Here is a 19,151-nt window from a genome sequence, read left to right on the forward strand (position 1 = left end):
CCGGATGACCGATCTCGCCCCGCTGCGCGCGGCCGTCGCCGAGGCCGAGCAGCGCCGCGCCGGTCTCGGCCCCGGCGCCACACCCGAGCAGCGCCGTGCCGCCTACCAGACCCTCCAGACGGTCCGCGAGGCCCTGCACCAGGCGCTGCGCGAGTTCACCGCCGTGGCCGACGCCGACACCCTGCTCGCCGAGCTGGACCCCGACGTGCCCCTGATGCTCGCTCCGGTGCGGCTGGAGACCCGGCTCACACCGGACGGTGGCCGACCCGACACCCTCCAGGTGCGGATCTTCCCCGACGACATCCACGTCGACAGCCACGAACCCCTGCCCACCGACGGCGAGATCCAGCAGGGCAAGCGGTACTGGCGCGCCGTCTTCCGGGCCGGGCGCACCGAGAACGCGTCGGGAGACCGGGCCCGCATCCGGCTCGGGGCCTGGGAGCAGCTGCGCGGCACGCTGGGCCCGGCCCGGGCCCGCTGGATCGTCACCATCCTGACGCCGACGGCCGACGACCGCCCCGAAGTGCCCCTGCCCGACGAGGCGGCGGGCCCCGAGCCGGCCTGGCCCGCCGACCTGCCCACCCGCTCCCGCGGCTGGAACCGGCCGGCCGCTGCCTCCACCCTCCCCGACCAGTTCGTCGTCCAGGCCTTCCAGCAGACCCCGAACGGCGAGATCCTCGTCGGCGAGAGGCGCGGCGAGGCCGTGCCGGACACCGTCCAGATGAGCCCGGACCCCGACGCGCCCGCCACCGCGCCGGATGCGGGCACCGGGCCCCTGACCGACCCCGGCCTGCGCTGGCTCACCAGCTTCTCCGCCGCCCACGACGACGGCCTGGCTCTCACCGTGCCCCTCGACCGGCCCGGCTACGACCCTGACCGCCGCCCCCTGCTCTCCCGCGTCATCGCCTTCGGCGTCTCGGCCTCCCTGGACCCGACCGCTTCCGCGGCCCGGCTGACCCGGCTGCTCACCGGACGGGCGCAGGACGGCGAGGCCTCCTACGTCCTCCAGGACACCCCCACCAACAACGTCCCGCACGCCCGCCGACCGCAGGACGACCCACCCGACGTCGACGCCCTGCTGCACACGGCCGCTCCCCCTCCCTCCGCCCCCGACCCGTGGAGCAATGCCACCCGCCTGGCGACCGCGCTCGGCATCCCCCAGGAGGCGGCCACCGCGCTGCCCGGCGGCACCGAACCCGAACAGGCCGACGCACGAGCCCTCCAACTGGCCCTGTGGAGCGCGACCGGCGACTTCTTCCTCGACCAGCTCATGGAGAGCGGAAGCCACCGCGAGGAGACCGGCGTCGATCTGGAGTGGCTGCGGCTGCACCACGCGGACGCGGTACGAGCCCGCGGCCCGCTGCCCACCCTTCGCCTCGGCAAGCAGCCGTACGGGCTGCTGCCCATCACCGTCATGCGCCGCTGGAGTCCCGACCCGGAGCACGAGCGCGGACAACTGGCCGGGCTGCACCGCGTCCTGACCACCCTGCGCCCCTTCTGGGAGGTCGGCGTCGACACGATGCCGCGGGTCGGCGGCGCCGACCAGCCCGGCGACACCCTCGACCTGCCCAAGCCCGAACGCGACGTACTGCGCGCCCTGGGCCTCGCCGCGGTGTCGAAGTCCAGCGACGTGCGGGGCGTGCGCGGCGCCCTCAACGCAAGCTACTTCAGTCATGTTCTCGGCCTGGTCCCGGACTCCGGCCTCGGCCCCGAGGCCCGCCTGTCCACCGCCCTCAACCGGGCCCTGGGCATCGGCTACGAGCCCGTCGTCTCCCAGCACCAGAACGAGCCGCGCACCAGCCGCCTGTGGCTGCCCAACACGCGGCTGCAGAACCTGCCCGAGGGCACCGACCCGGTCGGCGAGCTCGCCGGGTTCCTGGAGGACGTGGTCGACCGGTTCGAAACCCTGCACGTCCTGGTGACCCCGGACCGGGCCCGCACCCTGTTGGAGGCACTGCTGCGGCACACCGCCAACCTGGAGTACGGCCACGCCGCCGCCGGAGCCGCGCATGCCGGCGGACTCGTCACCGACAAGCGGCTGCGCTTCACCGAGGTCCTGCTGCCACCCCTCACGGCCGGCTCCCTCGCCTCCCAGGCCGGCGTCGGACTCCGCCCCTTCACCCTCAAGGCCACCCTCGGCCTCAACCTGTCCGCGGCCACCGAAGCCGCGACCACCGTCCACGACGCCCTCACCAGCGCACGCGCCCAGCTCGCCCCCGCCGTGGCGGCCGCCGCCCTGAACCACCGGGGCGTCCTCGGCCTCCTCGGCGTCGAGCGCCCCTGGAGCGTCCGCCTGGCCCAGATCGACGCCGCCCTGCGCTACCTGTCCACCCGCGTCCACGACTGGCACGACGCCGGCCGGGACCCCTTCGACGTCATGGAACGCCTCCTCGGCGAGTGCCTCGACCTCGCCTCCCACCGGCTCGACGCCTGGATCACCTCGCTGGCCACCGTGCGCCTGCAGGCCATGCGGTCCGACACCCGGCGGCCGACCGGGGTGCAACTCGGTGCCTACGGATGGGTGGAGAACCTCTCGCCGCAGGCAGGCCGCCGCAGCGAGGGATACGTTCTGGCTCCCTCGCTCGCCCAGGCCACCACCGCCGCCGTCCTGCACAGCGGAGTCCTGTCCCACCCCTCGGACCCCGGCGCGTTCGCCGTGAACCTGTCCTCCAGCCGCATGCGCGCCGCCATGGCGACGCTGGACGGCGTGCGCCAGGGCCAGCCGCTGGGCGCCCTGCTCGGCTACCGGCTGGAGCGGCGGCTGCACGAGGCCCGGGAGAACGCCGCCGAGCCCCTGGAGCTCGACCGTGTCATCGCGCCACTGCGCACGCAGTGGCCGTTCCGGGCCGTCCACCACCCGGCACCCGGCGCCACCGAGTTCGTCGCTCCGCACGACGTCACCGACGGTGCCGCCGTGGGCGCGCTCACCGTGGCCGACGCGCTGAGCCGACTGGAGCCCACTGTCCACCCACCCCTGGAACCCACCAAGGAGGAACCCGCGGTCCGCGCCGCACTGGAGGCCCTGCACGACGACATCGACGCGATCGGCGACCTGCTGCTCGCCGAGAGCGTCCACCAGCTCGCCAACGGCAACCCCGACCGGGCGGGCGCCACCCTGGACAGCCTCGCCGCCGGAGGCCAGCCCCCGCCCCGACCCGAAATCCTCGACACCCCCGCCCAGGGCACCTCTGTCAACCACCGCGTCCTCGTCGTCGTCCCCGAGGACCTGGCGCTGTCGCACGGCTGGGACGGCCCCGCCCAGCGGACCCGACCCCGCGCGCAGGCGGAGCCACGGCTCGACGCATGGGCGGGCCATCAGCTGGGCCGGACCGACCGCATCCGCCTCCAGGTCGCCTGGCGCCGGCCCGGCCACTCCACCCCGGCCGAGACCCGCCAGCACCCCTGGCCGCTCACCGACCACTGCGCGCTGGACGTCGTCGCCCTCACCGCCGCCCGAAGCCTGCGTACGACCCTGAGCCGGGCCCTCACCGCACACCGCCCGCCCGACCTGCCGAGCGACGCCGTGGCCGAACCCCTCGACGGACGGGACGCCCACTGGCCGCGCTCCACAGTGTCCCTCCAGGAGATCGAGGCACTGGCCGGCGCCGTCGCCTCGGTCCTCGCCGCCGGTCGCCCCGGCACACCCGCCGACCTGGCCCCCGCCCTCAACCCGCCCGCACAGACCCCCGACGAGACGGAGCTGCGCGACCGCGCCCAGCACGCCGTCTCCGGCCTGACAGGCGCGAAGAACGCCGCCGACCTGGAGCTCCTCTCCGCCTACGGGATCGTCGTACCCGCCGCCGCCGACGACGACCCGGCCGTCCGCACCGCGGCCGCCGTCCACGAGGCCGACACCCGGCTCGGCCTCGCCGCGCAAGCCCTGGCAGGAAAGGGTGCGCAGGCGGCCGTGGAGGCCCTCCAGGCCGTCTTCGGACCCGGCTTCCGCGCCGTCGGCCTGACCACCCCGTCGGCCCCGGTCCCGCTCGCGGCATCCTTCGGGCCCGACCTCGACCGGGGCGGCACGGACGACACCGTCCCGCGCGACTGGCTCGAACGCGCGGCGACCGTCCGCACCGGCGCCTCCGCCCTCGCCGACCTGCTGCTGCACGGCGAAGCAGCCGGCACCGGCGGCGACTTCGCCCTGCGGATCGGGCAGACCCCGTTCACCGCCCACGACCGCTGGGTCGGCGCCACCAGTACCGCGGGCCTGCCTCCGGCGACCGGCCTGGTCGTGCACGGCCTCCCCGCCCCCGACCTCACCAAGCCGGTGGCCGTCCTCGTGGTCGACGAATGGCCGGAGCTGATCCCGGCCCAGCGGCACACGGCGGGCGTCGCCTTCCACTACGACGCCCCCGGAGCCCGCGCCCCCCAGGCCGTACTGCTCGCCGTACCGCCCGTCGTGGGACGCCCCTGGACGGCCGAGCTGCTGAGCGAGACCGTGCGCGAGGCGCTCGACCTCACCGGACTGCGCCTGGTCGACCTCCCGGCGCTCGGCTGGCTGGGCCGCTACCTCCCCGCCGTGTACCTGCCCCAGGACGCACTCGGCGGATTCCCCGGCATCGCCTTCAAGGACCTCATGAAGACCAGCATCGCCGCCGGCATCATCACGCAGCTGAGAGATCGGGAGGCCTGAGCATGGCCGACGACAAGGCGGTCTTCGCCCACTTCCACCGCATCGAGCCGAACGTCCGGCCGAGCGGGACCGGCGGCCAGCTCGACGAGGCCCTCCAGGCCCGGATCGCCGACCCGCTGTTCCTGCTGGCCCGGCAGCGGCAACTCGCCGAGTTCCACGGCGAGGACGGCGGCTCGCCCGTCGGCTGCTCGCTCACCACGGCCGCGGCCACCGTGGACCGGTTCAGGCCCGGCGACAGCGGCCCCTCCGTACCGTATCCGCCGGGCGTGCCCGTCGAATACCTCGCCGAGGCGGGCCGCACCCCGGACCAGGCCGACCGCGAGCTGCCGTTGCGCACCGCCGCACGGGCGGGACTGCGGTTCCTCGGCGGACTCGGCGCACTGCCCACCGGCGTTCGCGACTCCGTCACCGACCAGGCGCTGGCCGCGTTCCCTCTCCTCGACAGCACATCCCCGGCTGATCCCGCGGGCGGTCCGGAACCGGACCCCGCGGGCCGCACGCTCGCGCAGGTGCTGCTGGCCCGCGCCCCGCACGGCGGGAAACTCGCCCACGCACTGGCCTCCGCCGCCGGATGGCGCCCGACCGGCCTCAACACGGCCCAGCTGACCGCCTTCAACCTGGCCGCGAACAAGTGGAAGGCGTGGTTCGCGGCCGAACACACCCCGCCGACCGCCTCCAGCTGGGTACGCGACCGCCTGGAGCACCACTTCGCCGTCGAGGCGTCCCAGGGCGGTCAGCGCATCACCCTGACCGCACCCGAGTACCCGGGCGGTGGCGTCGAGAGCTACCGGTTCGACATCGACGCCACCGCCACCGCCCTCACCGCCACCGGCACGCAGACCCGCACCGTCCTGCCCACCCGCGCCACGTACCCCGGCATGCCGGCCGAGCGCTGGTGGGAGTTCGAGGACACCAGCGTCAACCTGCCCTCCATCGAGGCCGGCCCGGCCGACCTGGCCCGGCTGCTCCTGGTGGAGTTCGCCAACGTGTACGGCAACGACCACTGGGTCGTCCCCCTGGAACTGGAGGTGGGGCACGTCCACGGCATCACGGGCCTCACAGTCGTGGACACCTTCGGCGACTCGCTGAACCTCAAGGCCGCGGGCGACGAACACTGGTCGCTCTTCCGGCTCGGCATCGCCGGCTCCGGCCGGCCCGGGCCCGCCCTGCTGCCGCTCCTGCCCCGGGCCGCGGGCCGCATCGAAGGTCCGCCCGTGGAGGAAGTGCTGTTCGTCCGCGACGAAATGGCCAACCTCGCCTGGGCGATCGAGCGCACCGTGCAGAGCGCCACCGGAAAGCCCCGGCCCCGCGCCGACGAGAATCCCGGCCTGACCCCGCCCGGCCCGTCGGACGTCCCGGGCGCCCTCACCTACCAGTTGGCGACGGCCGTGCCGTACCAATGGATCCCGCTCGTGCCCGTCCCGCTCGCGCCCGGCTCGGCCGCGACCAGGTTCCGGCGCGGACGGATGACCCTGCCCACCGCGCACGGCACCCTGCGCACCCAGGCGCGCGGCCGGTTGCTGGAGCCGGAGGTGGCCCGGGTGTACTTCCGCGACGAGGAGATCCCGCGCTCCGGCGTGACCGCCGGCCGCACCCCGGTGACCGTGCGCGGCCACGACGGCCACCACTACCGGTGGACCGGATACCGTGCCCGCGCCGGGCAGGGCGAGGCCGCCTCCGGGTTGACCTTCGACGGGGTGCTCCCCGCCAAGGAGGCCACGCCATGAACCACGGCATCGGCGCGGTGAGCGCGCTCACCCTCACCCGCGACGGATCCGAGATCGTCAGCGCGGACGCCGTCGGCCGGGTCCTGCGCTGGCGGCGAGAGACCGGCGAAGCCCTCTGCCCCCTGCTGCCCGCCCACAAGCGCAGCGTCTGGGCGATGCTCCTCGGCCCCGATGACCAGGAGATCGTCACCGCCGGCAGCGACGGCACGCTACGCCGCTGGAACCGAGCCACATCCACCTCCGCGGCCGCCCCCGTCTCCGCCCACGCCGACTGGATCCTCGCCCTGCGGAAGACCTCGGACAGCACCGAACTGCTCACCGCCGCCTATGACGGCACGGTACGGCGCTGGAACCGGGCCGACGGCGTGCCCCTCGCCGCCCCGCTGACCGCCCACGACGGAGCCGTACGCGCCATGGCCCTCACCCCGGACGACCAGGAGATCGTCACCGCGGGCAACGACGGCGCCGTACGCCGCTGGGACCGCGCCGCCGCCACCCTGCTGGCCGGCCTCGACGGCCACATCGGCCCCGTGCCGACCGTGGTCGTCAGCGCCGACGGCAGCGAGATCGTCAGCGGTGGTCGGGACGGCACCGTACGCCGCTGGGACCGTGGGAGCGGCAGACCGCTCGCCGCCCCCATCGTGGCCGGCGCCGCTGTCCGCGTCCTCGCCCTGACCAGGGACGGCGAGATCGTCGCGGGCTGCGACGACGGCACCATCCGCCGCTGGCAGCGCACCACCGGACAGGCCGTGGGCACGCCTGTGGCCACCGACCATCTGAGCATCTGGGCGATCACCGTCACCCCCGACGAAAGGGAGATCATCACGGGAGGCTGGGACGGCTACATCCGCCGCTGGGCCCGCGATCCGGCCGACCCCACCGCGCTGCGCCCGGCGATCAACCAGACCCGGGTCGACCCCGCGCCGCGCCTGGTGATCCGCGGCACCACACCGTTCTGACGCCGGCCCGACACGGGAGAGCAGCCGATGCCCGACATCGAGATCGACACCTCACACCTCACCGAGCCGCGGTTCACGGTGCCCGAGGCCGGCACCGGGCCGATCGACGGGTCGGCGACCCCACCGCCGACGGTGTCTCTCCCGGCCCCCGGCACCTACCACCTGAAGCAGGGCTCGGCCGCCGCTTCCGACCTCGTGTTCTCGGTCGCCGCCGACGGAACGCTGGACTTCGACGCGTCCCTCGACGGCATCGCCGAGGGACGCGGCACCCGCCGTCTGACGGTGCACGGCCTCTCCGTGCACCTGGATGCCACCGCCCTTGACCAAGACCTCACACTGGACACCGGCAACGCGGCCCTGACCGCGGACCGGCCGCACGATCTCTCCCTGCTGCCCTGTCCCCAGTACCGCCTCAACGGGGGATACGGGAACCTGACCTTCGCACTGTCCGCGGACGGATCGATCCGGCTCGATCCGGATGCCGAGGGTTTCGCCTCGGCATTCGGAAACACGCTGACCGTTCGCGGCTGCAGGATTCTCATCGACGGGACCGCGCTGTCGCACGACCTACTGCCGCTCGGTCTTGCCCGGCCGAATGAGTTCCTGCCGCGTGGGTCCGTGAACGCGCTGACGGTGCTGCCTGCGACCGGGTACGGGTTCCAGCCCGGATCGGGGATCGTCGCGGATCTCCAGTACGGCGTGAGCCGCGACGGCCAGGTGACCGTCGGTGCCGAGTTCGCCGGATTCGCTTCGGTCGCCGGTGACACGCTCGTCCTGCGTGGATACCGAATCCGCGTGGACGGGACCGCGTTGTCGCACGATGTGGTGCCGACGGGTCTCGTCGGTGCGGAACGCTTTCTGTCGCGTGGGTCCGTGAACGCGCTGACGGTGCTGCCTGCGACCGGGTACGGGTTCCAGCCCGGATCGGGGATCGTCGCGGATCTCCAGTACGGCGTGAGCCGTGATGGTCAGGTGACCGTCGGTGCCGAGTTCGCCGGATTCGCTTCGGTCGCCGGTGACACGCTCGTCCTGCGTGGATACCGAATCCGCGTGGACGGGACCGCGTTGTCGCACGATGTGGTGCCGACGGGTCTCGTCGGTGCGGAACGCTTTCTGTCGCGTGGGTCCGTGAACGCGCTGACGGTGCTGCCTGCGACCGGGTACGGGTTCCAGCCCGGATCGGGGATCGTCGCGGATCTCCAGTACGGCGTGAGCCGTGATGGTCAGGTGACCGTCGGACCCGAGTTCGCCGGATTCGCCTTGACCGTCGGTGACACGCTCGCGCTGCGTGGGTACAAGGTTCGAATCGACGGGACGGCGCTTTCGCACGACCTGTTTCCGCTCGGTATGGCTCGGTCGGACGACGTCCTGCCCCGTGGGTCGGTGAACGAGCTCACGCTGCTGCCGGCGGCCGGCTACGGCTTCCAGCCCGGTCCAGGAGTTGTCGCGGATCTGCAGTTCGAGGTCGGCCGTGACGGTCAGGTGGGCGTCGCCTCACAGTTCGCCGGATTCGCTTCGGCTGCCGCTGACACGCTCGTGCTGCATGGGTACCCCGTCCTGATCGACGCGACCGCGGCGGACAGCGACCTCTTCGGGCTGGACAACATCTTCGCGGCCACCCCCGGACCTCCACCTTTCCGGTACAGCAACCGCCAGGCCGAGTTCGTGCTGCTGCCCGCCCCCGGCTATCTCCCGCGGACGGCCCACGGCGTCCTCAGCAGAGGGTTCGACCTCGAGCGAGACGGCACCCTCACCTTCCCGTACGCGACGGCCGGCCGCTACAGCGCCGAGCCCCCCACCTCACCCCACCCATCGGAGGAGGGCCAGGAGGTCACCGTCAACGCCCTGGTGCGCCCCACCGACCAGGACGTGCCCCCACCCCGCGGCACCGTGACGTTCTCCCTCCAGCAAGGCCCGCCCCTCGGCACCGCGGAGTTGGACGACCAGGGCCGGGCGAGCATCACCACCAGCGCTCTCCCGCTCGGTGACAGCGTCATCGTCATCGACTACGCGGGCGGCGGCGGCTTCGTCCCCGGCACCACGACCATCCGTCACCACGTGAACCCCCGGCAGGGCGAGCCGGTCGCGGACGCGCCGCAGCCCGAGGTCCTGGAGTGGGCCCTGCTGCCCACCCTCGCGCAGATGGCCGACCCGCACGCGGTCGACGGCCACGTCAAGCTGGCCCAGTGCCTGCTGAACGCGGCCGGAGCCGCGCTGCCGCCCCTCGTCGTGGACGGCAACTTCGGCGTCCTGACCCTGGCCGCCGTACGCACCTTCCGCGCCGGACCGCTCCTGACGCCGGGCGACGACATCGACACGCCGGTCTGGTTCGCGCTCGCCGTGGCCGCCCCGTTCCCCCTGCTGGAAGCCGGCCCCCGTATCCCGCCGATGACAGGACCGCCGGTGGCCGTCGTCCAACGCCTGCTCAACCGGCAGGGAACCGAGCCGCCCCTCGACGACGACGGCGTGTACAGGCCCCGGACGGAGACCGCCGTACGGGACTTCCAGACGGCCCACGGCCTCGCCGCCACCGGAACCGTGACCCCCGAGACCTGGGCCGCACTGGGCGGTCCGCCGCCCGTCCCCGCTCCCGACGGCCTGCCCCACTCCAAGAGCATGCGCCTGACCTTCTCGTACGACAGCGCCGACTGGGCGCAGGGCGGCCCGGTCGTCCGGTTCGTCTCGCGGGAGGACTTGGACATGACCGCCCCGCTCGCCGCCGATCCCGACGACACCCCCCTGGGCCGCGCCGGGTTCTGGTACGAGGTCCGCGACGCCGGCGGCCGGGTGCTCTACCGGCGTGGCCGTCATCAGCCGATCGCTGTCCTCACTGAAGAAGTCCCGGGCCCCGAGGAGGGCAGCGGCTTCGACGCGGTGCCCCTCGACGCGCCTCGGGGCACCTTCGAACTGCTGGCCCCCGTGCTGCCCGACGGTGCCACGGTCGTGCTGTTCAGCAGCCCGCCCGATCCCGGCCGGCTGGACGAACCGGCGTCCCAGATCTTCGCCCTGCCCCTCACCTAGCCGCCTTGAAGGAGTGCCAGTGCAGGTCGTCGACTTCGCCCTCGGGGACGCGAGCCGGGTTGCCCGCGGCTGGACCGTCGCCGTGGTGCCCGAGGGTTACACGCAGTCCGAACTCGATGCCGGGCTGTTCGAGACCGACGTGGCGACGTTCGTCAAACGGCTGCTCGCGACCCCGCCGTTCAGCCATACCGACCTGCGGCCGCTGCTGAACGTGGTGAAGGTCCGCAAGGCGTCTGCGCATTCCGGAACCACCATCCGGCTCCTCACGCCGGCGCCCGCCGTCTCCCCCTTCGGCACCGCGTTCGGCGCCCTGTTCGGCCGGGACACCTTCCAGGGCCGGCAGATCGAACGCACCGCTTACGGTGACAGCGACGCCGTGAAGAAGTTCGTGCGGAGCCAGCCGGCGCTCGGCCCGGTCAGTCACTTCCTCGTCATCATCAACAACACACAGGTCTACGGCGGGACGATGGCCGATGAGGTCGGCTGGTTCAGCAAGTTCGGTGATTCCTGGCCCGACGTGGCGATCCACGAACTCGGGCACCAGGCTTTCCGACTCGCCGACGAGTACCCCTACACGCGCGGTCTGTCGGACCCGGTGTCCGCACACACAGGGGCGGAGCCGAGCGAACCCAACGTCACCACGGTCACCGATACCGCCCTCATCAAGTGGGCCGAGCATCTCACCCTGCCGCAGTCACAGATCCCCACCACGGTGCGATCGACACCCTGCGTACGCGATCATCCGGTCATCACGGCGAGCCCACCGATCCCCGCCGACGCCGTCGGCGCCTACGAGGGCGCGCACTACCACGACTGCGGCATCTTCCGACCGTCCCTTCAGTGCCGCATGCGAGAGAACACCCGCCCCTTCTGCCGGGTGTGCGAGACGACGGCACGTCTGGAGATCGGCCACTACATGGTCGACATCGGCTTGGGGGCGGAGACACGGGCCGGGGCCTGGACGCATGTGCAGACCTTCGCGGCCGGCACGAACCCCCCACGCATGCTGTCGTACAACGCGGTCACCGGCACGTACGCGATCTCCGACGCCGACCGCTACTACATCTCCGCGGCTCGCCGCCCCGACGGCACCCCGCCACTCAACCCGGCCGACCCCGCACTGGGTACCGGATCCATCGGCGCCGACTGGACCTGGCTGGTTCCCTTCGAGATCGGTGGAGCCCTTCACTACTTCGGCCACCAGTTCGGTCCGGGCACGCAGGGCATCTTCGCGATGGACGTCACAGGGACCTCGCTGGCCGCCACCCACACCACACCGCCTGGCCACGCCTCGCACACCCACGTGGTGACACTCGACCTGGGCGGGGCGCCCCACTACCTCGGCTACAACAGCCTGACCGGCGACGCCGGGCTGTTCCGTCTGGACCGTGACACCGTCGATCCGGTCCCCGTCTCCACGATGCAATGGGGCCCCGGCCACACGGCCGTCGTGGCCGTGATGATCGGCAGCGAGCCCTACGCCCTGACCTACCGGATGCCCACGGGTGAGGTGATGATCCGTCACCTCGCTCCGTCCGGTTTCACCATGACCTTCGCCTCGCGATCCGGCTTCTGGAAGCGCAACATCACCCATGTCGCGATGCTGGACCTCGCCGGGCACCCCTACCTGGTCCGCTACTCCGGCCTCGACGGCAACGCCTTCATCCACCACGTACGCGACGGCGGGACGGGCGTGGACCCGGTGTGCCGCGTCCCCCCGCCCGGCCTGGGAGGCCTGTCGATCCTCGGGGTGGGTGCTCCGGCGATCGGACGCGTGAGCCTGCCGTCGGCGAGCGTCCCGAGCCAGGACCTGTACTTCTACAACGCCCTGAAGCAGACACTGAGCTTCACTCCCCTGACCGTGCACTGACCTCGCCATCCCGGAGACGAGGAGGACGACATGCCGCCGAACTGCAAACCGCCCGGCGAGATCTTCGACACGCCACAGCTGCGGCAGGCGGTCGCCGACTGGGTGGAAGGCATCGTGGCAGCCGACTACTGCAAGCACCTGAAGAACCAGGGATTCGGGGGCTGCGAGCTCTGGTTCCCCTCATCCGGCGGCAAGCTGGACTTCTTCGACATCAACGTGGGGAAGCACCGCTGTGCGAACATGGCGGACTACCTCAGGTTCCACACCCCGCACGTGAACTCCCAGGCGATCGTGGACCAGTGCCTGGCCAGCAGCCCCAAGCTCATGGACGTCAAGGTTCCCGACATCATCTCCCACCGTGTCAGCCGGCCCGAGTTCTATGAGATCAAGCCCGACTCGGCCAGCGGGAGGGCGAAGGGGATCGAAAAGATCGCCTGGTTCAAACTCCTCTGCCAGCCGGGGATGGCCAACCTTCCGTACCACGCGGGCAACACCTACAAGCCCAACTTCGTCGTCGACCTGCCGGGCGGTAACGCCCTGGGAGGCCGCTACAAGATCGTCGTCCAGGTGGAGTGGGAGACCGACGGCCTCATCCTGTACCGGCTGTGCCTGGTGAGCACGCGCCCCCGTCAGGACGAGAAGTGCGGCGCCCTGGAGCGGGCGGCGGCACTGGCGGCCGTCGTCCGTATCCGGCTTTCCCCGGAGGACACGCAAACCGTTCTGGAAGGACTGCTTCCCTCGGTGGCCTCGCCCTTGCAGGGGGCTGTGGGCAGGGCATCCGCCGCGGGCGCACCGGCGCCGAACATCGGGGACGACGTCATGTACGCCCAGCTCCTCCTCAATGACTGGCGCGGGCGTCAGGACTTGGCACTGATCGCCGAGGACGGACTGTTCGGCCCTGAGACGGACGGCGCGATCATCGCCTTCCAGGAGGCGGTGACCAGCATCCCGGACGGCCGCATCGACGTGGGAGGACCGGCCGTCACGGCTCTCGAACAGGACCATCTCAGGTCCGCGTTCGCCCCGGGAATGCTGGACGCCGATCAAGTCCCGGCCCTCACCCTCCACGGTGACACGATCTACACGGACTGGGACGGCGAAGGAAGCCCGGACGACCTGGAGGACGAGATCACCTGGCAGATGGTGCTGGATGCCATGGCTCAAGAGGTGCAGGGTTATTTCGATCTGCTCTACGGTTGAGCCCCCCTCAGCGGCCCTCCGGCGTTCCACCGGCCTTGGGCGGGCGCTCGGGTACGTCCCTGTCGGTTCCCAGAACACCTTCCCGTCCTTGTCGCTGTCCGCCCGAGCGGTGAGACCGTCCACGGGCGGCGAGGCGGGCGAGGCGGGCGAGGCGGGCGAGGCGGGCGAGGCGGCGCTGTTCGCGGGGCGCCCAGCGCCGTACATGGTCGGGGTCGAGCGGGGTGCCGTGGCCCGCGTGGAGGCACGTGGGGTTGAGTGCGAGCATCTCGCGCAAGCTGACGAGGTTGCCGAGCGGGTCGTCCTGGAAGGGCGGGTTGGCCGGCTTCCCCGGTATGAGGCCCATGAAGGAGTTGGCCACCAGGTCTCCGCGACGAGGTCACCGGTGTCGGTGACGACGGAGACCGAGTCGGCGAACTCGACTGGAGTCGCGCATGCGTGGACGGCTCACACGTCCGCGCGGGAATGGGGGTGCGGCGACCGGCCCGTCAACGGTCGACCGTCGGACGACGTGCAGCAAACACCGCCTGATGAGGAAGCGATGCCGCGCACCCCCGTGGCTAGGGGAAGTGCCTGCCCGATCCACCGTGGTACTCGCGGGAGACGGAGAACCCTTCGGCGCGGTTGTCCTGAACGACGCCCCATGTCGCCACCTGGCCGGGTCCCACCTCCGCCCCGGGGCGTTGACGAGTTGTACGCGGCGCTTCGGGTTCGCCGTGGGGCCGGTCAGAGCTGTGGCGTCCACGTCGACCTTCCCGGAGATGGTCGCGCGCCGGTACCGCAGATCATGGGCGGCCTCGAACTCCATCGATGCGTAACGGACATCGCGTACGTCGCTGACCAGTGATCCGAACTTGCCCGGCCACCCGCCGGCGTTCCCTCGGAAGATGTCCTCCAGCGCCGCTCGCTGCGCCGTCACCGCCGCCCTCGCGCTGGACGGGGCACGGTCCTCGGCTGGGCGACCGCCTGGACCACCCCGTCTTCGTTCCCCACCGGCCGCTGCCACCCGCAGATCTCCGCCGCGCTCGACGAGCACCGCACGGCCGACCGGCTGTGCGGCACCCGCGAGGTCGACGAGCTTGTCGGCTCGGCCGCCGCCCGCGACGCAGTCGCCTTCTACTTGATCGGGTGATGTCCGGTGGCGTGGGCCATCGGTCACCTGCGCTGGTGACCGCCGACCCACATGGGCTGGCCCTCGGTGTGCATACTGTGACCGGCAGAGGGGCCATCGTCCGACCGAACGGCGATGGGTGGGGCCGATAGGCCACGGGCCGGGCCGGACGATCAAGGAGACCAGTGATGGATGTCGAGGAATGCTGGCGCCGCTACGGGCTTCGCCCCGTCGACGCGGACCTCGACGAGATCCGTGCACTCCTCCGGGAGCACACGGCGCGTGAGCGACGCTCCCAGGGCGAGGGCGACACCGAGCTGATGAGGCTCTGCTGCTTCTATCTGTTCAACAGCGGCGACCTCGACGACGTGCTCCTGATCTGGAGTGCGAAGCAAGCCAGCTTCGACGCAGCGTGCTCGATCGACATCGAATTCCTGCTTGGGCACGGGCTCGACGCGACGAAGGCCCACCTCTCGGCCAACCGTGCACCTGCTGCGGCAGCGGCTCTGGACCGACTGCGCGAGCTCGAGGCAAAAGGTCAATTCGAGGGCTTCTCAGTGGAGGAGCGCTCCGCCTCCTACGACCGGTACTACGGCGACTGACGAATCTGCAGCGCCGCTCAGTCGTCCGTGATGAGGCCGGTGCCCGCAAGGCAGCTGTCGACGAAATCCGGGCGCTACTGGATCTGCTTGAGCCTGCGCTTCACGGCCCTGGTGATCTGGCCCAGGTCGGCTGCGGCGAGGTTGCCGAGGTCGCGCTTGACCAGCGCCCAGATGCCCTCCTGCGGGTTCAGGTCCGGCGCGTGGGTGGGGAGCTGGAACACGGTGAGCCAGACGGCATCCGCGGCGATGGACTCCCGCATCCCGACGGTCAGGTGGAGGCGGAGGTTGTCCCAGACCAGCACGATCGGCCCGCCGAGCTGGATGCGGGCACGCACCAAGAGGTCGCGGAGGCTCCGCGAGCCGAAGGCCTTCGGCTCGCCCTTGCGCCCTCGGTACTCGCGGATGGCGTAGATCAGCCGGGACCGCTCGCCCGGCTTGTAGCAGGTCATACCCGGCATCGACACCCGTCCGGAGCCTCGGCCGCGAACCCGGACGACCGGGGTTCGACCGATCAGCGTCTTGACTCGCGCCGGCGTCCACCGCTGATCGGCCCAACCGTGGACGAGTGGTCCACGCTCCAACTCCCGCTCCGGTCTCGCAATCTGAACCGAGCTGAGCCTGGGACGTCCGGGCGGTTCCTTCGGCAGGATCCCGGCCTCGCCTCGCTCGCGCCAAGCCCGGCGCCACCGCTCGCTCACCCGCAACGCGGCAGCGATCTCCCGGTTCTTCTCCGCGCCCTCGAAGCGTTCCAGGGCCTGCAGCCGGATCCGCTCCCGCGCGGCCCTCTCGGCGTCGGTCAACCCGCCGCCCTGCGCGTACCTCACAGCTACCGCAGCCAACAGGCCGGCGTCAGGCAAACATCCCCGACATCACCCGATCAAGTTCAGTAGCTTCAGGGTGGACCCAGGTTCTGTCGGCAAATGTCACGCCCGTCAGGAGTGAGGCGAGAGCGACGACCGCTTCGTAGGGTTCGGCGGTTTTGTCGTATCGGGTGGCACTGCCGCGCCACTCCGGCACCCGATACAGCTGCGGAACAGGCCAGTGCGACGGCCTGTGGGTCCAAGTCGACATGGGGGCAGACGCAGACGTTCGACAAGATCCTGCTCCATTCCGGCAGCAACATCGGCGATCATGCGCCTAGCGTGGACGTGTACGTGTACATCAAGGTCGTCAGCACCGGAAATGTCGCGAGTGACTGGTGGTCGATCGCTGAATTCACCATCTACAACGGACATGTGCCGTGTTGAACTCGCCGCTGTCGGGACTGATGGCGAATCTGCCCCGGCGAAACTGTTGGAGTTGCATCTGTACGACTTCTCCGAGTTTCTCCCGTTGGAGTTGTCGGCGGATGGCACGTTCGGTATCGCTGGTCGGACGGCTGCTTCACGGCCCCGGACCGCGAGGCCTGCTCGATCACCATGGGTGGCCAGGTGGCGGGGTTGCCCTGGCGCCGCTGCGACGTCGGTCAGGGGGCCGTGCCCTGCCGGGGTCCGCGACCCGTGGTGGTTCGGGCGCCCGGCTGGTGCCGGTGCAGGTGCTGCTTTTGAGACCCGGGTTATCGATTTCCGGCCGAAGGGGATACCGAGCTTTACAGATGTGGTCACCAGTGACCGACAATGAGCCGGAAGAAGAACGTCCGATTCACTCGGTGGTGCGGCTGAGTATTCCGCTCACATTGAGGACTTCATGGCATTCCTGCGCCTGCCGGCCCGTGGCCGGTGTACCGGGTTTCGTGCAGGTCACGTTGATGGTCACCGTGTCGTTCTCGGATATCTTGATGGGGGTGACCCAGTGGTAGTCCTGGTTGCGGAACGTCTCCAGCGCGATTGTGGTGATCTTGCGGTCGCCGAAGGTGATCGTCATCACTCCTTCGTCGCCCTGGAAGTTGGCGACGACGATGTCCGTGACCCCGAAGACGCTTTTCTCCGGAACCTTGTAGGTGCCGGTCTTGGTCTGCCCGGTGCCCGTCTTCAGGTCGATGGTCGCCGAGCTCTGCTGACCGGCGCCGGTCGTGGTGCCGCCCTCGGCCGAGGAGCCCCCGCCCGATCCGGTCGCCGCCCCCGACTTCTGGCCGCCGCCGGGCCGGTTGTTCGTGCCGGTGCCGGGGGACTCTCCGCCCGCCTGGCCGGCGGCCGGGGTGGTGCGCGGCCGTACCGCCTCGGTGGCCGCCTCCTCGGCGGCGCTGCGCACCGCGGGACGGACCAGCGCGAACCAGGCGAGCAGCAGCGCGAGCAGCGCGGCGAGCACGGCGAGCAGCCACTTCGGGAAGATCGGTATCTGGACGAACTCCGCGTCCAGCGGCGGCCGGACGACGGGATCGTCCCAGCGGGCCTCCGCCGTCTCCTCCTGCTCGCCGGTCTCGCGGGTGTCCACGGTGAACGGCCAGACCACGGGGTTGCCGAACCACACCGGCTTGGCGGTACGGACCCGCAGCCGGACCTCCGTCGACTCCCCGGGTTCCAGCTTCGGCTCCGCCGGGGCGAAGGCGAACCCCAGTTCCTCGCCGGCCTGGCCGGGGGCGAAGCGTACCTGCACCGGGGTGTTGCCCTGGTTGCGCACGGCCAGCAGATAGCGGCCGCGCAGCCAGCCACGCCGGCGGCGCGGGGCGAGCTCGGTCTTCAGCTCGCGGAACTCACCGACGTGCACGGTGGTTTCGAGGACCTTGACCGATTCGGGGTGCTCGTTCGGCAGGACCCGTACGCCGAGGGGCGTCTCGCCGGCCCGGATCTCCGGCGAGCGCGGCGGCGCCAGACGGAGCGTCACCGTCTCGGAGGTGCCGGGGTAGAGGGAGACGCGCTCGGGTTCCACGGTGGTCCAGGCGGCGCAGTCGCCGACGACCTTCAGGTCGTACGCCTCGACGATGTCGCTGTCGTTGCGCACGGTCAGGCTGGTGGTGGCGATGTCACCCGGCGTCACGGTCACGGCCGGGATGTCGAGGCCGGGCGCACCGGGACCGGAAGAGGCTGCGGAAGGCGTCACGCTGCCACCGTAGGAAGGTGCCCGGGAGGCGGGGGAGGGACGGGAGGGCAATACGCGGGCAGTGACGCTGCCCGGCAAGCCACTGTCAACTCCCAAGTAACGATGGGCTCTTACTGTGGTGAGCCGCCTTCGGTGCGCCGCTGACCCGTGATCGCCTCGCGCTGTATCACTCAACCCCCCACTGACCCACGGAAACAGGTATCCCATGTTCCGCGCAGAGGAGAACGGTCCTGCCATGTCCGACACCACGACACGTGATCTCGTCCAGACCGGCTCGATCCACCGCACCTCTCGCTCCGGTGGCCCGACCCGGGCGACCGTGGCCGTCTACGCCGCCGACCCCGTGCTGCGGGTCGGTGTCGTCCAGCAACTGCGCCAGCGCCCCGAGATCGAACTGCTGGACGACGCCGACGCGGAGCGGGCCCAGGTCTCGCTGGTGGTCGTGGACGGCATCGACGACGACGTGGCCGCCCTGCTGAACCGGCTGCGGTACAACAGCGCCACCCGCACCGGCCTGGTGATAGGCACCCTCGGGGCCGGCGGGCTGCAACGCGTCATCGAGTGCGGTGTGCCGGTGGTGCTGCGCCGCGCCGAGGCCGATCAGGACCAGCTCGTGCGGCTGGTCCTGGCGGCGGCCAACGGTGAGGGGGTGCTGCCCGGCGATCTGCTCGGCGAGCTGCTCAGCCACGTCGGCAATCTCCAGCGCTCGGCGCTCGACCCCGGGGCCCTGTCCCTGTCCGCGCTCACCACGCGCGAGGCGGACATGCTGCGCCTGGTGTCGGAGGGCCTGGACACCGCGGAGATCGCCCGCAAGACCTCGTACTCCGAGAGAACCGTCAAGAACGTCCTGCACGAGATCATCACGCGGCTGCAACTGCGCAACCGGGCCCACGCGGTGGGCTACGCGCTGCGCAACGGGCTGATCTGAAAGGTCCGTTCGACGGACCGCCCGACGGTGGAGGGGAAGGCGGCGGTGCCCGAAAGGACACCGCGTGCTTCCCCCGGGTGCGGCCCCCGAGCCCTGCCGTCCCGCGCGCGGCCGGCAGACGGTG

12 protein-coding genes are annotated in these 19,151 nt (G+C 71.5%); 8 read left to right on the top strand and 4 right to left on the bottom strand.

Going from position 1 to position 19,151, the window contains the following annotated elements:
- Nucleotides 1–4: 4 nt before the first annotated feature.
- The 6 genes from ACH4TP_RS29080 to ACH4TP_RS29105 are packed head-to-tail and all read left to right on the top strand — an operon-like array spanning nucleotide 5 to nucleotide 13,410.
- The gene (locus ACH4TP_RS29080) at nucleotides 5–4,633 is read left to right on the top strand and encodes a hypothetical protein (RefSeq protein ID WP_398439539.1); all 4,629 of its coding nucleotides are present in this window, start codon (nucleotides 5–7) and stop codon (nucleotides 4,631–4,633) included.
- A gap of 2 nt (nucleotides 4,634–4,635) precedes the next feature.
- Nucleotides 4,636–6,360, top strand: a complete 1,725-nt coding sequence (locus ACH4TP_RS29085; RefSeq protein WP_398439540.1) for a hypothetical protein — start codon at nucleotides 4,636–4,638, stop codon at nucleotides 6,358–6,360.
- Nucleotides 6,357–7,319: a WD40 repeat domain-containing protein gene (locus ACH4TP_RS29090; protein ID WP_398439541.1), complete on the top strand. Its 963-nt coding sequence runs from the start codon at nucleotides 6,357–6,359 to the stop codon at nucleotides 7,317–7,319. The genes ACH4TP_RS29085 and ACH4TP_RS29090 overlap by 4 nt, the downstream gene beginning before the upstream one ends.
- A 27-nt stretch (nucleotides 7,320–7,346) precedes the next feature.
- Nucleotides 7,347–10,340: a peptidoglycan-binding protein gene (locus ACH4TP_RS29095; RefSeq protein ID WP_398439542.1), complete on the top strand. Its 2,994-nt coding sequence runs from the start codon at nucleotides 7,347–7,349 to the stop codon at nucleotides 10,338–10,340.
- 19 nt (nucleotides 10,341–10,359) lie between these two features.
- Nucleotides 10,360–12,210 (top strand): M64 family metallopeptidase, encoded by a 1,851-nt coding sequence (locus ACH4TP_RS29100; protein WP_398439543.1) that lies wholly within the window; start codon nucleotides 10,360–10,362, stop codon nucleotides 12,208–12,210.
- 30 nt (nucleotides 12,211–12,240) lie between these two features.
- Entirely contained in the window at nucleotides 12,241–13,410 is a 1,170-nt protein-coding gene (locus tag ACH4TP_RS29105; RefSeq protein ID WP_398439544.1) for a peptidoglycan-binding protein, read from the top strand.
- A gap of 7 nt (nucleotides 13,411–13,417) precedes the next feature.
- On the opposite strand, the gene ACH4TP_RS29110 is transcribed toward ACH4TP_RS29105, so the two are convergent.
- Both ACH4TP_RS29110 and ACH4TP_RS29115 read right to left on the bottom strand, forming a co-directional pair.
- On the bottom strand, nucleotides 13,418–13,768 hold the full coding sequence (locus tag ACH4TP_RS29110; protein ID WP_398439545.1) for a hypothetical protein: 351 nt from the start codon (nucleotides 13,766–13,768) through the stop codon (nucleotides 13,418–13,420).
- 18 nt (nucleotides 13,769–13,786) lie between these two features.
- The gene (locus ACH4TP_RS29115; protein ID WP_398439546.1) at nucleotides 13,787–14,779 is read right to left on the bottom strand and encodes a DUF1326 domain-containing protein; all 993 of its coding nucleotides are present in this window, start codon (nucleotides 14,777–14,779) and stop codon (nucleotides 13,787–13,789) included.
- Between ACH4TP_RS29115 and ACH4TP_RS29120 the strand changes: the two genes are divergently transcribed.
- Nucleotides 14,707–15,120: a hypothetical protein gene (locus ACH4TP_RS29120; RefSeq protein ID WP_389235220.1), complete on the top strand. Its 414-nt coding sequence runs from the start codon at nucleotides 14,707–14,709 to the stop codon at nucleotides 15,118–15,120. The genes ACH4TP_RS29115 and ACH4TP_RS29120 overlap by 73 nt on opposite strands.
- A gap of 74 nt (nucleotides 15,121–15,194) precedes the next feature.
- Here ACH4TP_RS29120 and ACH4TP_RS29125 read toward each other — a convergent pair whose 3' ends face one another.
- Together ACH4TP_RS29125 and ACH4TP_RS29130 are read right to left on the bottom strand one after the other, a co-directional pair.
- Nucleotides 15,195–15,635 carry a transposase gene (locus tag ACH4TP_RS29125; protein WP_398439676.1) on the bottom strand — a complete coding sequence of 147 codons (441 nt, stop codon included), beginning with the start codon at nucleotides 15,633–15,635 and terminating at the stop codon, nucleotides 15,195–15,197.
- Nucleotides 15,636–16,761: 1,126 nt separating this feature from the next.
- Nucleotides 16,762–18,099 (bottom strand): hydrolytic protein, encoded by a 1,338-nt coding sequence (locus tag ACH4TP_RS29130; protein ID WP_398439547.1) that lies wholly within the window; start codon nucleotides 18,097–18,099, stop codon nucleotides 16,762–16,764.
- A gap of 235 nt (nucleotides 18,100–18,334) precedes the next feature.
- Here ACH4TP_RS29130 and ACH4TP_RS29135 point away from each other — a divergent pair, with 235 nt between their 5' ends.
- Nucleotides 18,335–19,027, top strand: coding sequence for a LuxR C-terminal-related transcriptional regulator (locus ACH4TP_RS29135; protein WP_398439548.1), 693 nt, complete (start codon nucleotides 18,335–18,337; stop codon nucleotides 19,025–19,027).
- Nucleotides 19,028–19,151 lie beyond the last annotated feature (124 nt).

This window comes from Streptomyces sp. NPDC021012 (genome assembly GCF_044333355.1).
In the GTDB taxonomy this organism is placed as follows: Bacteria; Actinomycetota; Actinomycetes; order Streptomycetales; family Streptomycetaceae; genus Streptomyces.